This is a genomic window from Vibrio hyugaensis, assembly GCF_002906655.1.
In the GTDB taxonomy this organism is placed as follows: Bacteria; Pseudomonadota; Gammaproteobacteria; order Enterobacterales; family Vibrionaceae; genus Vibrio; species Vibrio hyugaensis.
The window spans coordinates 840,197-854,359 of the sequence record NZ_CP025795.1 but is presented as its reverse complement, the minus strand read 5'-3'; the positions used below and the strand labels follow the sequence as shown (position 1 = coordinate 854,359).

The 14,163-nt window shown below is 44.2% G+C and carries 17 protein-coding genes; 3 read left to right on the top strand and 14 right to left on the bottom strand.

Features of this window, described 5'->3' with window-relative positions:
• Positions 1–272: 272 nt before the first annotated feature.
• Positions 273–536, bottom strand: a complete 264-nt coding sequence (locus tag C1S74_RS21080) for a hypothetical protein (RefSeq protein ID WP_045404126.1) — start codon at positions 534–536, stop codon at positions 273–275.
• Positions 537–858: 322 nt separating this feature from the next.
• On the opposite strand from C1S74_RS21080, the gene C1S74_RS21075 reads away from it, so the two are divergent.
• Together C1S74_RS21075 and cueR are read left to right on the top strand one after the other, a co-directional pair.
• Positions 859–1,107: a YgjV family protein gene (locus C1S74_RS21075; protein WP_005431786.1), complete on the top strand. Its 249-nt coding sequence runs from the start codon at positions 859–861 to the stop codon at positions 1,105–1,107.
• Between the two features lie 133 nt (positions 1,108–1,240).
• Positions 1,241–1,627 carry a Cu(I)-responsive transcriptional regulator gene (cueR, locus tag C1S74_RS21070; protein WP_045404124.1) on the top strand — a complete coding sequence of 129 codons (387 nt, stop codon included), beginning with the start codon at positions 1,241–1,243 and terminating at the stop codon, positions 1,625–1,627.
• 24 nt (positions 1,628–1,651) lie between these two features.
• Here cueR and vctC read toward each other — a convergent pair whose 3' ends face one another.
• From vctC to C1S74_RS21050, 4 genes are read right to left on the bottom strand one after another with little or no spacing between them, the layout of a single operon-like run.
• A complete protein-coding gene (gene vctC / locus C1S74_RS21065; RefSeq protein WP_045404122.1) occupies positions 1,652–2,407 on the bottom strand; it encodes an iron chelate ABC transporter ATP-binding protein VctC in 756 nt (251 codons plus the stop codon).
• A 2-nt stretch (positions 2,408–2,409) separates the two neighbouring features.
• A complete protein-coding gene (gene vctG / locus C1S74_RS21060; protein ID WP_045404120.1) occupies positions 2,410–3,360 on the bottom strand; it encodes an iron chelate uptake ABC transporter permease subunit VctG in 951 nt (316 codons plus the stop codon).
• Complete coding sequence (vctD, locus tag C1S74_RS21055) at positions 3,353–4,288, bottom strand: iron chelate uptake ABC transporter permease subunit VctD (RefSeq protein ID WP_045404118.1); 936 nt, start codon at positions 4,286–4,288, stop codon at positions 3,353–3,355. The genes vctG and vctD overlap by 8 nt, the downstream gene beginning before the upstream one ends.
• 22 nt (positions 4,289–4,310) lie before the next feature.
• Positions 4,311–5,219: a siderophore ABC transporter substrate-binding protein gene (locus C1S74_RS21050; protein ID WP_045404116.1), complete on the bottom strand. Its 909-nt coding sequence runs from the start codon at positions 5,217–5,219 to the stop codon at positions 4,311–4,313.
• A gap of 248 nt (positions 5,220–5,467) precedes the next feature.
• Between C1S74_RS21050 and C1S74_RS21045 the strand changes: the two genes are divergently transcribed.
• Entirely contained in the window at positions 5,468–5,623 is a 156-nt protein-coding gene (locus C1S74_RS21045; protein ID WP_082037683.1) for a DUF3012 domain-containing protein, read from the top strand.
• Between the two features lie 55 nt (positions 5,624–5,678).
• Here the strand turns inward: C1S74_RS21045 and C1S74_RS21040 are convergent, their stop codons facing one another.
• From C1S74_RS21040 to rbsA, 9 genes are all read right to left on the bottom strand, one after another.
• Positions 5,679–6,359: a Crp/Fnr family transcriptional regulator gene (locus C1S74_RS21040; protein WP_045404114.1), complete on the bottom strand. Its 681-nt coding sequence runs from the start codon at positions 6,357–6,359 to the stop codon at positions 5,679–5,681.
• 121 nt (positions 6,360–6,480) lie between these two features.
• A complete protein-coding gene (locus C1S74_RS21035; RefSeq protein WP_045404112.1) occupies positions 6,481–7,212 on the bottom strand; it encodes a nucleoside phosphorylase in 732 nt (243 codons plus the stop codon).
• Positions 7,213–7,216: 4 nt separating this feature from the next.
• A complete protein-coding gene (gene pnuC, locus C1S74_RS21030) occupies positions 7,217–7,954 on the bottom strand; it encodes a nicotinamide riboside transporter PnuC (RefSeq protein WP_045404110.1) in 738 nt (245 codons plus the stop codon).
• A 159-nt stretch (positions 7,955–8,113) separates the two neighbouring features.
• Positions 8,114–8,332 carry a hypothetical protein gene (locus C1S74_RS26930; RefSeq protein WP_045404108.1) on the bottom strand — a complete coding sequence of 73 codons (219 nt, stop codon included), beginning with the start codon at positions 8,330–8,332 and terminating at the stop codon, positions 8,114–8,116.
• 225 nt (positions 8,333–8,557) lie between these two features.
• On the bottom strand, positions 8,558–9,565 hold the full coding sequence (locus C1S74_RS21020; RefSeq protein WP_045404106.1) for a substrate-binding domain-containing protein: 1,008 nt from the start codon (positions 9,563–9,565) through the stop codon (positions 8,558–8,560).
• A gap of 17 nt (positions 9,566–9,582) precedes the next feature.
• Positions 9,583–10,500, bottom strand: a complete 918-nt coding sequence (gene rbsK, locus C1S74_RS21015; RefSeq protein WP_045404104.1) for a ribokinase — start codon at positions 10,498–10,500, stop codon at positions 9,583–9,585.
• Between the two features lie 204 nt (positions 10,501–10,704).
• Positions 10,705–11,583, bottom strand: coding sequence for a ribose ABC transporter substrate-binding protein RbsB (gene rbsB / locus C1S74_RS21010; RefSeq protein ID WP_005435748.1), 879 nt, complete (start codon positions 11,581–11,583; stop codon positions 10,705–10,707).
• Positions 11,584–11,675: 92 nt separating this feature from the next.
• Positions 11,676–12,659 (bottom strand): ribose ABC transporter permease, encoded by a 984-nt coding sequence (gene rbsC, locus C1S74_RS21005; protein ID WP_045404102.1) that lies wholly within the window; start codon positions 12,657–12,659, stop codon positions 11,676–11,678.
• Positions 12,656–14,161: a ribose ABC transporter ATP-binding protein RbsA gene (gene rbsA, locus C1S74_RS21000; RefSeq protein WP_045404101.1), complete on the bottom strand. Its 1,506-nt coding sequence runs from the start codon at positions 14,159–14,161 to the stop codon at positions 12,656–12,658. Before rbsA ends, rbsC begins: the two co-directional genes overlap by 4 nt.
• Positions 14,162–14,163: the final 2 nt, after the last annotated feature.

The following is a 14,163-nucleotide window of genomic DNA, read 5'->3' as shown; positions in this document are numbered from 1 at the left end:
GGTCAATATGGCTAACGTATCTTCGTTAGCCTTTATAAATTATTTTAGTTTATAGGAATGTGATTCACATTTTCTCATACGCTGATTTAACTAACTATTGAGTCAATAAACAATCATATTTTGCACTTTCGTTAACCACTCGAAACGAAATACGCATACAGTCACAACAATGTGACAACCAAACCGGCATAAAAAGCAAACCAAGCATATGAAAATAATAGCTTATTAAGAAAGTTTAGTCGTTCTCGATGAAAACAGGTAATGCCAAAATTTTAATAACTTAACACTAACCCGCCGGTACCAATCAATAGCGGTAAAAACGCAAACAAGATGTCATAACTAGGAGACTGCTTAGCAAGCCGAATAAGAAAGGGAGAAGAGAAAAACATGACCATCAAGTATTGGATTACGTAATCCGCAGGAATCAAAACCAACATTAAGACATGAGTTAGAACATGTATCGCAATCCCCCAAGAATGAGGTTTGGTACGCATCATCAAAGCAAATGAAAACAGAAAACTAATCGCAACAGGCATAAAACAAACTTAATTAATAATAATTCTCATTCGTAAATATATGTTATTGAAAGCGCAGCTTCAACTCTGTTTTATCAATCATTTCAATTGTTATTATCAATCAACACAATAAGTAAAATTATCAATAATTTCACTCCTAAACGTTTGCGTAATCGCTAACCTTCTCTTAACCTTGATTTGAGGCTTTCATCACGATTTTTCCATTGCTATAGTTCATTTATCAAAATAAACAAGACCATTCGAGGCATGGAGCTTCCTCATTAATCTCAAGATGAGAAGAATAGGTACCGAGAGAATTCGGCAGATTTAAGAGGGTCAAATAATGGAAATGAATATGGTTGAGATTTTGGGCTACGCGGCTTCAATCATGGTTGCGATCTCGCTAACTATGAAAGACATCGTTAAACTACGTATCCTAAACTTCATCGGCTGTGCACTGTTCACTGCATATGGTCTAATGATTGATTCGTGGCCAGTTGTACTAACGAACGGTTTTATTGCATGTGTTAACGTGTACTTCCTAGCGAAAATGCAGCAGGAAAAAAAAAGCCTAGCGCCTGAAGAAGCCTAGTCAAATGAATTGAGAGAGCCCGTAAGTGTCTAACTTACGGGCTTTTTTGTTTTTTGGGAGGCAATTTCATTTAGATAAATTGCGCTTGGGTATATACTCGCGAAAAACAACATCTCAAATACAGGGGCGAACTATGAATATTGGTGCGGTTGCTACTTTAACGGGGCTCTCTTCTAAATCAATCCGTATGTATGAAGAGAAAGGCATTATCTCCCCGCCAGCTCGTAGCGACTCAGGCTATCGCGAATATTCTGACAAACACATCCAAGAGCTCAATCTCGTGTCCAGAGCAAAAAACGCAGGATTTTCACTACAAGAATGCAAAGAGTTTGTTCAGTTAGCGCATAATCCACATCGTAAAAGTAGCGAAGTAAAAGCACGTACGATGGATAAACTTCAAGAAGTAGAACAAAAGATCGCGCATCTTTTAGAGATTAAAATGCAGTTAGAGAGTTGGGTATCTGCTTGTCCTGGAGATGCTGAAAGCCACTGCCCAATCATTGACGAACTCACTAAATAAGCTAGCCAAAGCCTCAAAATAGACTTAGTGGTAAGTACACATACGCTTACCATTGAGCTCAATGATGTTGAAAGGCGTCTCGTAAATATCTTCTAGCGTAGATGCTTGAATCACCTCTTCCACCTTGCCACTTGCAACCACTTTGCCCTTCTTTAACGCTAGGATTTCGTCAGAATAACAAGCCGCAAAGTTAATATCGTGAATCACCACCACCATAGCTTTGTTCATATTGTGGGCAAGACGTTGAACCACTTTCATGATCTGCAACGAATGCTTGATATCAAGGTTGTTCAATGGCTCATCAAGAAAAACGTAGTCCGTATCTTGGGCAATCACCATCGCAATGAACGCCAACTGCCTTTGACCACCACTCAATTCATCTAAGAACTTATCTTGAATTTCTTTCAGATCTAAGTAGTCAATTGCTTGGTTAATAATCGCATGATCATTGTTGGATAAGTTACCTTTCGAATAAGGGAAACGTCCAAACGAGACCAGTTCTTTTACGGTAAAACGCATCGTAATCGTGTTCGCTTGGCGCAACACCGCGAGTTTTTTCGCAAGCTCTTTGGTGTCCCATTCCGCAATCTCTTTGCAATCGATCATGACACTCCCGCCATCTCGCTCGGTCAATCGCGACGCAATCGACAGCAAGGTGCTCTTTCCTGCGCCGTTCGGACCAATAATCGATGTCACTTTCCCTTTTTCAAATTGGGTATCCACTTCCTCAACGACTTTTTTGGAACCAAATGCTTTGGTTAATTTATCTATAATAATCATGTTTATACAACTTTGTTTTTCAGCAGTAGATACAAGAAGTAAATACCACCAATAAAGTTAATCACTACGCTAAGCGTCGTCTCGAATGAAAATACGTTTTCAATAATCCATTGGCCTGATAACAAGGCACAAATCGCCATCAATGAACAACCCACTAGCAGGGTGCGATGCTGGTAAGAGCGGAACATCTCACGGCTCAAGTTAGTCACCAACAAACCAAAGAACATGATGGGACCAACAAGAGCGGTGGAAACTGCAATGAGAACCGCAGACAGAATAAAAACGTTGCGCGTTACTTTTGGCACATCAACACCCAAACTCTTTGCGTTGTCTTGATCCAGCCAAAACACATCTAAGGTGCGGTGCATGCGATACAACAACCAACATGCCAATAGCAGTATTGGCGAACTGAGATAAACCAAATTCACCTTCACATTGTTGAAACTGGCGTAGAGCTTAGATTGCACAAACGCAAAGGTATTTGGGTCCATCAAAAGCGAAAAGAACACCGCAACATTGCTAAATAGTTGCCCAAAGATCAGCCCGACTAACAGCAAAGTAATGAGGTTGCGTCCGCCTTTTGAAAAGTAGAACCCAAACAACAGCAGTGAAAAGCCCACCATAACCAATACGGCAATAGAGAAGTTGATATAGACATTGAGTACGAGTGCGCTCAATCCCCCAAACAGCAGAACAATCAGCACTTGAGTCAAAATATAGAGTGCATCAAACCCCATGATGCTTGGGGTTAGAATTCGGTTATGAGTGATGGTTTGAAACACCAACGAAGATTGTGCAATAGCGACACCCGCCAAAACCATAGCTAACACTTTAGGTACACGTCGTGACAAAAAGTACTGGTAGTTGTCGGCGGTTAAGCCAATACCGATAAACAAAAACGCGAAAAGCAGTGCAATGGCTGTCAATAAGAGAAGTTTTTTTGAATCACGCACTCGGTTTACCTCGCAACAACATCGCGATAAACACAACACCGCCCAAAATACTAATTACGATTGAAATCGGCATTTCATGAGGGAAAATAATCAAACGGCTAACGAGGTCACAGCCAAGCACAAGGATCGCCCCATACATGGCAGTAAACGGGATATTACGTTTGAGATTGTCACCGTAGAAGTAACTGACTAAATTTGGCACGATAAGTCCAAGAAATGGAAGTTGCCCAACTATCATCACCACACTCGCTGACATCACGGATACCAAGAGTACACCTAACGTCACCACTTGTTGGTAGTTAAGACCAAGGTTTACTGCAAAGTCCTTACCAATACCAACGGCAGAGATACGCGCCGCAAATAGATAGCTCAAAATCGCAACAGGTACTGCAATATAAAGCAGCTCAAAATCACCGCGCAAAATGTTGGCAAAGTTTGCCACACTCCATGCTGACAGGCTTTGTAGCGCATCGTATTTGTAGGCGATAAAGGTGGTAACAGCATCAATAACGTTGCCAAAGATGATGCCGACTAAAGGAACAAATACAACGCTTTTGAATTGAATCCGCTGGATGAACTGGACAAACATTAAAGTGCCAAGAATGGAGACAGCAAAGACAAGCCATAACCGCTCGCCATTACCAAAAAACACCACACTCATTACGTAACCGAGCATGGCACATTCAATGGTGCCTGTTGTTGACGGTGCAGCGAATCGGTTTTGACTGATTTGTTGCATCACTAATCCAGCAATGCTCAGCCCCGCCCCAGCAAGAAGAATGGCAAATAAACGCGGAATGCGGCTAGTGAAGAAAAGTTCTAGTGCTTTTGCATCACCTGAAAACAACTGTTGGGGCGTCATATTTGCCACCCCAACAAACAACGATGCGACGCTTAGAACAATAAGAACAAGCAATAACTTTTTCAAAGTTAACCTCAGCTAGCTTCGCTTACAGATCGATCGTGTGTTTAATTTCACTCACCATCTTTTCCGTTGCCGTTACGCCGGACATTGCTAAGTACCAAGCATCAACGTCTAGGAAGGTAATTTTCTTGTTCTTGTAAGCCGAAGTTGCTTTAACCAGATCGTTATCCAACGCTTTGGCTAGATCGTTATCCGATTTTGCATGTAGAGAGTTGCGATCGATCACTAAGATATTTTTCGGATTGGCTTCGCGAATAAATTCATAAGAAATGACGTCGCCGTGTGTGCCTGTTTTAAGGTTTTTCACGGTTTCCTTAAAACCAAAGTCCGTGTAAATCGCACCAAAGCGAGACTTTTCACCAAACGCGCTGATGTTGTCGCCAATACTCAAGATCGTCAAAGCGTCGTTATTATTGGCTTTGTTGTAATCACGTATCGCTTTAAATTGAGCGTCTAGCGACTCGATTTTCTGCTCAACTTTACCCTCAATATCAAAGATCTTCCCGAAGTTGCGCCATTGCGCTTTGGTACCGGTCCAGTAATCCTCATTTTCACCCGCGGCCAATACCACGGTCGGAGCGATTTCACTCAGGTCATCATATTTTGCAGAACCACGAGGGCCGACCAAAATTAAATCCGGCTTTTGCATATAAATGGTTTCGAAATCAGGCTCAAATAAACTGCCTGCCGAGGTGTAGTTGTCTTTGCTGTATTTTGAAAGGTACTTAGGAAGATGAGAGGCATTAGAAACCGCAACAGGGTCGATACCAAAGCTATCCATCATATCTAATGGACCAAAACCAATAACAACCACCCGTTTTGGCGACTGTTCTATTTCTGTTGTCCCCATGAAGTGGTCAATTTTGACGGTATCAGCAAAAGCGGGAGAGATTGTGAGCAGCAAAAAAAGAGCCACACTGACGAGTTTTTCCATTATTTCAAGCCTTAAATGAGATCCGTTATCATACGCATTCGCAATATATCGTTACTCACTCAGGCATTCAACTGATTATTTAACAACTTTACATTCGTTACACTTCTAAATTGGCTTAATAAATCAACAAATTACACTTGGTCTATATCGAATTTGAGACGAAAAGCTCAAAACTATAATTTTCATATTTATCACCCCATTGAATGCTTATACTTCATTTCAAACAACTCACTAAAAAGGATTAGAAAATGAAGAAGTTAGCTTTGATGATTTTTGTAGCAGCGCAATTGATGGCATGTACCGAGGTAGGTAGCGAAGCATGGTGTAACGACATGAAGGAAAAACCAAAAGGTGAATGGACAGCTAACGAAGCCTCTGATTTTGCAAAACACTGCGTATTTTAAGCACTCGGTACTAACCGAAAAAGGTAAATACCATAACCCGCGCTCCTGTCGCGGGTTATTCGTACGCGTCGAGAAAAGCTTTTAACGCCGATTCATCCACAATCTCTAGACCCTGTTCACCCTTTCGAATCAACTCTTTATCCATTAGATCTTTTACCGCTCGGCGATAAACGCGCCCCGATGTACCAAATCGCTCTGCTTCTTGGTTTACTTTACCGAACCCACCTAATAGAGTATTAGCCTGCTTTTGCACCAACAAATCATAAGCAATGTTGTAGGTGATGGGGTGTAATAAGCGGTTGGTGTAAATATCCATCGAATCTTGGTAGTCCTCAGCTAACGCAGACGCAAAAAAGAACATCATCTCTGGTCGGCTATGTAACGCCTCAGTGAGCTTTTGAATACAGATGATATCGACCTGCATGTGCTCATCTGCCACCACATTCCACTGACAAGGCGTCTGTGTGAAGTACTCCATCTCCCCATAAATATGATAATCACAGTTCGCTTCACCAAGTTGAAATCGACGGCCATTGGCGGCAATGATGCTCATTGAAACTCGGCCAACGGGCACAACGTAAAGGTGCTTAAGCTGCTCACCCTGACGGAGAATCTCTTCACCAGAGTCAAAATATCGGCTGCCAATTTGGCATTGATAGATAAGGTCACGAAACTCCGTGCTTTTTTGCTCTAGAAAGCTTTTGAAACGTCCATTTTGGTAAGGGCTTATTTTCACGTGAGTTTCTCTTTAGTAGCAACTATCTCAAATAAATTGTACTCGCTAGGCTGGTTCGATAACAGCCAATAAAAAAGCGACACAGAGTGCCGCTTTAGAAATTTGTTGAGCTGTGATCCAGTTAGCTTTGCGCGACCAAGGCTTCCAGAGCGGCATAAGATGCCAAACGCTCTCCGTCCATCATCACTTGCGCTTCGTCTACGTACTGCCCTACGCCTTCCTTCACATCTTGCTGATAAAGGACCACATTATTCAGAATTGAAGCAACGTTTAGACCACGGAGGCGCCCCACGGTAAACAGTGCTGAAGTTTCCATATCCGCCCCAAGAATCCCTTTCTTGTTCCAATATTGGCAGATCGCTTCTTCATCATCGGTGTAGAAGCTGTCATGAGAGCGAACCACACCCAAATGATAACGAGCGTCTTGTCCTGCCAAATAGCTGTCCAATGCTTTCAGCAGCGGAAAGCTCGCGTAGCCAGGGTAAGAAGAACGAACGTAAGCTTTTGAACCACCTTCGTCTCTTACCGCACCTTCTGCGACGATAAGTTCACCGAGTCGAATGCCAGACTGCATTGCGCCAGCCGATCCCACACGAATAACATCTGTCACGCCACACTGTTTCAACTCTTCAACGGCAATGATCATCGATGGCGCGCCAATTCCGGTACTGCACACTGAGACTCGCTGACCGTTGTATGTCCCCGTAAATACCCGATACTCGCGGTTTTCAGAGACCAATTTGGCGTTATCGAAGAGTGCAGCAATGCGGTTTGCTCGGTCTGGTTCACCACACACGATGACTCGTGGCGCAATCTGGGTGCTGTCTATGCCAATATGAGGTTGTTTCATCATTGGCTTAACCTTGCGCTGTCGCTTGAGTTAGCGTTTTCTCACTATTGCGTTTCGCGCTGCGTGCCCATTCTCTCGTGCCGTTAGCTGCGATGAACATCAGAATCGCATATTGAACCGACATAGCGTACACACCTTGTGTTGCATAGATACCAACACTGATGATGTTGATAACCACCCACAGGATCCAGTTTTCAACGTATTTGCGGGTCATTAAGATTTGAGCAACCATAGAAAGCACCGTCATGGTTGCATCCCAGAACGGGAACGCATCAGGTTCTAATACTGGCTCAGCTAATCCAGCACCGAACACATTCAACGTATCAACAGCGATGTTTGCTAGCGCAAAGAAGAATGGGTCAATAAAAATCGTTAACAGCGCAATTGTAACAACACTGACTGAGCCTGTCGCGATCAGCTTCTGTTTGCTTAACCAACGCACCTCAAGAGTCTCACCTTGTGCATTTGGTCTTGTCCATGCATACCAGCCATAGATGTTGGCACAGAAGAAGAACAGTTGTAGCAGAAGCAATCCGTAAAGCTGAATCTGGAAAAAGATAACGGCAAAAAGTGTCACGTTCAGCAAACCGAACAAGTAGTTGATGGTTTTTTCTTGGCTCGCAAACCAGATACAAAGCAGACCGAAAACCGTACCAAAGGCTTCGATCCAGCTCATTGCATAGCCATCACCAATAGGAATGTTAACGAGGGTGTTGTTGATGTCTAACAGGGCAAGTAAGTCCATGAGTATGTCCTTTATTATTGTGCTTGGAATGCGCTCATCTTATGGCGTAGCAACATACATAAAGGAGGACTTTTGTCCTCCCTTTGATGTATCCGATCATAAATCAGACCAATACTTGCTTTAAAGTAACCGAATTCTGCTCATCTAAGCAGAAGGACGTTAGGATTCGTGCCCTAAGTAGCGTTTTTTGAAAGATGACGCAGATGCAAATAATGCAGTAGCTAAAAAGGTAAAAGCGACACCCAATAAGTAAATGAATTCTTCGTTTTCGAGCAACTCATAAGCACTCACTACAAACACCAATAATACTAAGAGAATATTGATTCGATGAAACCACGGTCTCTTGACTGAATACTGTGCGTATCTCTTAACAAACATAAAAATTTCCATTCACTACAATAATTTATAAATCTATCTATAGGCCCTTCTAATAATAAGCTTTCTTGTGTATTTCTACACGAAATCTTTCACTTTACTCGCAAAAAATCACACTTTGTCGGGCTTATTATGCAAAAAGAAGGCATTTACTTTCCAAATCCCTATAGAAAGCACTACCAATAAAAGCATAGAAACATAACTTATTGATAATAAATAAATTTTCAGCTAGGAGAGATACTTCACACTTTTACGTTCAACCAATGTTGGTTCCAATTGAACAACCTGCGATTCATCAGACTTGTCGTTTAATTTACGCAGTAGTGTTTCGACAGCAGCTTGACCTAAGCGATATTTAGGCTGGTGAATAGTGGTCAGAGAAGGCGACATAAATTTAGCAATGTGAATATCATCGTAACCTATGATAGAAAGCTGCTCTGGGATTTGAATACCGAGTTCATTTGCTGCGTTGATTACACCCATCGCCATCATATCGTTTGAGACAAAAATAGAACTTGGTAGTATTCCCCGCGCGGCCATTTTCTTAAAGGCTTGATAGCCACCTTCACATTCAAAGTCAGATTCCACAATCCAGTTCGCATTGAACTCAAGATCAGCTTCTATCATTGCGCGCTTATATCCTTCATAGCGCATTTGTGCTTGATGCTTGATTAGTGGACCGGTAATACAACCAATCTCTTGGTGGCCGCAGTCGATAAGGTATTTAGCTGCAAGATAACCACCACGAAGCGAGTTATCTTGGATCTTATCGCTTGTGAACAGCATTGGGCCCCAGTCCATCACCACAACTGGAATGTCTGGGTAACGCTCGAAGACATCAATACGCTCCCCTTCTAACGATGAACACATCAAAATCAAACCATCGACGCGCTTTTGCAGCAACGTATTAATCGACTCACGCATGCGCTCGTTGTCGCCTTCGGTGTTACATAAAATCAAACTGTAGCCTTTGTGGTAACAACTGCGTTCGACGCCTTTTACGACTTCGCCAAAAAATGGGTTGGTTGAGGTGGTCACCAGCATACCAATGGTTTTGGTGCGGTTCACTTTGAGGCTACGCGCCAAAGCCGATGGCGCGTAGTAATTGAGCTCTTTGGCAGCGTTGTTAACGCGCTCCGAGATCTCTTCGCTGACAAAGCGAGTTTTGTTAATAACATGGCTCACAGTTGAAGTGGAAACCCCTGCCAGTTTTGCGATGTCTTTCATCGTTGCCATGTTATTTCTCCTTTTGATTATTGTTGTTCAAGGAACTCCTCAACCTCTTTGCGGGTTGGAATGGAGGTTTGCGCGCCAAAGCGAGTGACTGAGATCGCCGCTGCTGCGTGGGCAAACTTAATCGCTGATTCTAAAGGTAAGTCTTCCAATAAACCAGTGACTAATGCCCCATTAAACGTATCGCCCGCCGCTGTGGTATCTGTTGCTTCTACGCGGAAGCCAGGAATGACTTCACCACGACCGTTTTGACTCAGCCAAACTCCTTTCGCACCGAGCGTGATCATGACGATTTCAATGCCTTTCGAATGCAGGATGTTCGCCGCTTCTTGTGCGCTGTCATCGTCTGTTACCATCACACCTGTTAGCACTTCAGCTTCGGTTTCGTTTGGTGTGATAACATCAATGCAAGATAGCAACTCATCCGACAATTCACGCGCCGGCGCTGGGTTCAGAATCACATTAGTTTTTGCATCTTTCGCGATTCGCGCTGCTTTCTCGATACCGCACATTGGCGTTTCTAGTTGCATCAACAAGTAATCTGCCTGACGAATGCGTTCTAGATCAGGCTCAATCGCCTCTGCAGTCAGCTTTGCGTTCGCTTCTGCAGAGATACAAATGCTGTTCTCGCCGCTGTCCGCCACTTGAATCATGGCAATGCCCGTTGGGCAGTTTGGCTGCATCTTCACACCAGTGATGTCGATGCCATCCATTTTGAAGTTCTCGCGAATGTTGATGCCGAATGAATCATCACCCACACACGCAATAAACCCGATGTCGGCGTTTAATCGAGCTGCCGCCACAGCTTGGTTGGCACCTTTGCCACCTGGGATAACTTGATAGTTGCGACCATGCAGCGTCTCGCCTGGACGAGGGAAAGAAGGCACTTGAAGAACATGGTCAGCGTTTACACTACCTAACACCACTAACTTATTCATACGGTTATCCTCGGTTCTGTTTGAACCCTTTATATTTGAACAGGAGTAATAGGTTTACGCTCTTTGAAAAAACGTATGCGTATTACCATTCAGCAAGATTTAATTTTCTAACGTACCGCTTTCGTTGTTTGGAATGACCCAGCACATTTACTGGGTCATTCCGTTATCTTCAACAAAGAAGAATCACTGAGTCGAACGTTAAACTTACTTAGTCACAACTTTAAGCGGAACAGGAATGTACTCCTCAACCTTCTCGCCTTTCAATACTTTCGCTGCAGTTTCTACACCCAACGCACCAATAAGATCTGGCTGCTGTGCGATCGTCGCAGCTAGCTTGCCACGGTTAACTGCAGCGATACCATCATCAGTACCGTCGAAGCCAACGATCATAACGTCTTTACCTGATGCTTGTACTGCGCGAAGCGCACCCAGTGCCATCTCATCGTTCTGAGCAAATACCGCTTGAACATCTGGGTTCGCTGCAAGCAAGTTTTCCATTACGTTCAGACCTTTAGTACGGTCAAAATCAGCAGGTTGGCTTGCTAGTAGCTCCATGTTACTACCCTTAACTGCTGTCATGAAACCTTCACCACGCTCACGCGCTGCAGACGTACCTGCAATACCTTCTAGTTGGATAACTTTCGCTTTCTCACCTACTTTTTCCATGATGTAGTGACCAGCCATTTCACCACCAACTACGTTGTCAGAAGCGATGTGGCTCACTACGTCACCACGGCTTGCACCACGGTCTAGTGTCAACACAGGGATCTTAGAACGGTTCGCCATACGAATCGCGTTTGACACAGCGTCTGAATCTGTTGGGTTAATCAGAATTGCTTTTACGCCACGAATCGTTAGGTCTTCGATGTTTGACAGTTCTTTACTCGGGTCATTTTGCGAGTCCAGTACAATCAAGTCATATCCCAGTTCTTTCGCTTTCGCTTCTGCACCGTCTTTCATCGTTACGAAGAACGGGTTATTCAGTGTAGAAACTACAATCGCCATTGTATCTTGAGCTTGCGCCGCTACCGATACGGTTGAAGAAAGAAGTGCAGCAGAGATAAGAGTTGCGAGTTTTTTCATCGTTCTAGTCCTTTGTGTAGGGTGAGCCAGCACACGTCCTCTGGCTCGATTTGTATTCAGGATTTAGTGGAGCTCTTTATTTTAAATATCAATTACTTGTTTTTATTGTCTACCAGTACTGCTAGCAAGATAACCACTGCTTTCGCAATCATTTGGTAGTAAGAAGAAACATCGAGTAGATTCAGCGCGTTGTTTAGGAAGCCGATGATCAGAGCACCAATCAATGTACCCATGATGCGACCTTTACCGCCCATCAAGCTGGTGCCGCCAAGAACGACCGCCGCGATAGCGTCTAGCTCATAGCCCATACCTGCTGTTGGTTGTGCCGAAGACAGACGAGACGTCACGATAATACCCGCAAGTGCTGCCAACATACCGCAGATGGCGTACACACCGATCTTCACACGGTCAACATTGATACCAGAAAGGCGTGTTGCTGATTCGTTGCCACCAAGTGCGTACACGTAGCGACCAAAGCGAGTGTGGTTCAGTAGGTACCAAGCCGCAGCAAAGACAATCACCATCAACCAAACAGGAACTGGGATACCAAGTGCGTAACCTGTACCGAACCATGCAAATGCGTCTGCTGTATCAGTAAAGCCCATAGAGATAGGACGACCGTCTGTGTAAACCATGGTTACACCGCGCAATAACGTCATAGTAACCAGTGTTGCGATAAAGGCTTGAACCTTACCTTTCGCAATGATGATACCGCTGATCGCACCCAGTGCCGCACCAGCAAACAATGCCGTCGGAACCGCAATAAGCACTGGCACTTCTAACGCAATCATGCTCGCCGCGAAAGCACCACATAGCGCGAGTACAGAACCTACGCTTAGGTCGATACCCGCAGTCAGGATAACCAACGTCATACCTACCGCGATGATCGCATTGACTGAGGTTTGACGAAGAATATTAAGAATGTTGTCTACCGTAAAAAAGTTCGGGTTCAAGAATGACACAACAACAATCAAGAAAATCAGTGCAATCAGTGACTTTTGTTCAATCAGCCATTCTTTGGTGAACAACTTTTTGCTGTTCGCTTCGGTTGGTTTGCTCATGGTCTTAGTACTCATGCTGCTTCCTCATTGATCTTTCTGCCTACGGCACAAGCGAGTAGTGTTTCTTGGTCGGCGTCTTTCGCATCGAATTCGCCAGTAATACGACCTTCGTGCATCACCATGATGCGGTCACTCATGCCCAGCACTTCAGGCATCTCAGAAGAAACCAAGATGATGCTCATGCCATCGGCTTTAAATTTATTGATTAGCTGGTAGATTTCTTTCTTCGCACCCACGTCAACACCGCGAGTAGGCTCATCCAGAATCAGAACTTTAGGTTTGGTCATCAATCCTTTTGCGATGGCTACTTTTTGCTGATTGCCGCCAGAGAGATTGCCAATGATTTGGTCACGGGTTGGCGTTTTGATGTTGAACAGCTTGATGAAGTCTTCTACCGCCACCACTTCTTCGCCATGTTGGATTTGGAAGCCTTTGGTAAGTTTATCCAGTGCACACAGAGACATGTTCTCCTTCACGGATAACCCCAGCACCAAGCCATCGCCTTTACGGTCTTCAGAGATGTAAGCAATGCCATTCGCCAAGCCATCTTGTGGGCTAACCGGGTTAATGGTCTTGTTGTCTAAGTTGATGACGCCACGCTCACTTGGTAACGCGCCGTAAATCACCTTCATCAACTCTGTACGCCCTGCACCCATCAAGCCTGATACGCCAAGGATTTCACCACGTTGAAGCGTGAAGTTAATGTCGTGAACACCGGAGCCCGTCAAACCAATCACTTCAAGACAAACATCACCATGCGTCACATCAATACGTGGATATTGCTCTTCCAATTTACGGCCAACCATCATTTCGATGAGTCCGTCTTCGTTAGTGTCTTTAACTTGGCATTCGCCGATGAACTTACCGTCACGCAGCACAGTAATGTCATCACAGATTTCGAAGATTTCTTTCAGGCGATGTGAGATATAAACGATGCCGCAACCTTGGCTGCGAAGTTCGTTAATCACTTTAAACAGCGACTCCGTCTCTTTATCGGTCAAAGCATCCGTTGGTTCATCCATGATGATGACTTTAGATTCAAAAGACAGCGCTTTCGCAATCTCAACCATTTGCTGTTCACCAAGGCTCAAATCACCAAGCAAAGTTTTTGAAGAGTGCTTTACGTTAAGGCGTTGAAGCAACTTGTCTGCTTCTTCATACATCTTGCCCCACTGAATACGCCCCATAGAGCCGGTAAATTCACGGCCTAGATAGATGTTTTCGGCAATCGTCAGCTCCGGAATCAAGTTCAATTCTTGGTGAATGATACTGATGCCCGCTTCTTGCGAGTCACGCGGGCCTTTAAACGCCGCTGGCTGACCTTGATATTGAATGCTTCCTGCATCCATGTGGTAGATGCCCGTTAGCACTTTCATCAAGGTCGACTTACCTGCCCCGTTCTCGCCCATCAGCGCCATCACACGACCTGGGTAAACATTAAGGCTGGCTTTATCCAGCGCCTTAACACCCGGGAACGCTTTCTCGATGTCGCTTAGTTGTAGAATGGCTTGAGTCATAA

What these genes read in the sequence shown, in the direction of transcription:
- C1S74_RS21080 (WP_045404126.1), bottom strand. Translation starts at nt 536, where the DNA reads ATGCCTGTTGCGATTAGTTTTCTGTTTTCATTTGCTTTGATGATGCGT.
- C1S74_RS21075 (WP_005431786.1), top strand. Translation starts at nt 859, where the DNA reads ATGGAAATGAATATGGTTGAGATTTTGGGCTACGCGGCTTCAATCATG.
- cueR (WP_045404124.1), top strand. Translation starts at nt 1,241, where the DNA reads ATGAATATTGGTGCGGTTGCTACTTTAACGGGGCTCTCTTCTAAATCA.
- vctC (WP_045404122.1), bottom strand. Translation starts at nt 2,407, where the DNA reads ATGATTATTATAGATAAATTAACCAAAGCATTTGGTTCCAAAAAAGTC.
- C1S74_RS21050 (WP_045404116.1), bottom strand. Translation starts at nt 5,219, where the DNA reads ATGGAAAAACTCGTCAGTGTGGCTCTTTTTTTGCTGCTCACAATCTCT.
- C1S74_RS21045 (WP_082037683.1), top strand. Translation starts at nt 5,468, where the DNA reads ATGAAGAAGTTAGCTTTGATGATTTTTGTAGCAGCGCAATTGATGGCA.
- C1S74_RS21035 (WP_045404112.1), bottom strand. Translation starts at nt 7,212, where the DNA reads ATGATGAAACAACCTCATATTGGCATAGACAGCACCCAGATTGCGCCA.
- pnuC (WP_045404110.1), bottom strand. Translation starts at nt 7,954, where the DNA reads ATGGACTTACTTGCCCTGTTAGACATCAACAACACCCTCGTTAACATT.
- C1S74_RS26930 (WP_045404108.1), bottom strand. Translation starts at nt 8,332, where the DNA reads ATGTTTGTTAAGAGATACGCACAGTATTCAGTCAAGAGACCGTGGTTT.
- C1S74_RS21020 (WP_045404106.1), bottom strand. Translation starts at nt 9,565, where the DNA reads ATGGCAACGATGAAAGACATCGCAAAACTGGCAGGGGTTTCCACTTCA.
- rbsK (WP_045404104.1), bottom strand. Translation starts at nt 10,500, where the DNA reads ATGAATAAGTTAGTGGTGTTAGGTAGTGTAAACGCTGACCATGTTCTT.
- rbsB (WP_005435748.1), bottom strand. Translation starts at nt 11,583, where the DNA reads ATGAAAAAACTCGCAACTCTTATCTCTGCTGCACTTCTTTCTTCAACC.
- rbsC (WP_045404102.1), bottom strand. Translation starts at nt 12,659, where the DNA reads ATGAGTACTAAGACCATGAGCAAACCAACCGAAGCGAACAGCAAAAAG.
- rbsA (WP_045404101.1), bottom strand. Translation starts at nt 14,161, where the DNA reads ATGACTCAAGCCATTCTACAACTAAGCGACATCGAGAAAGCGTTCCCG.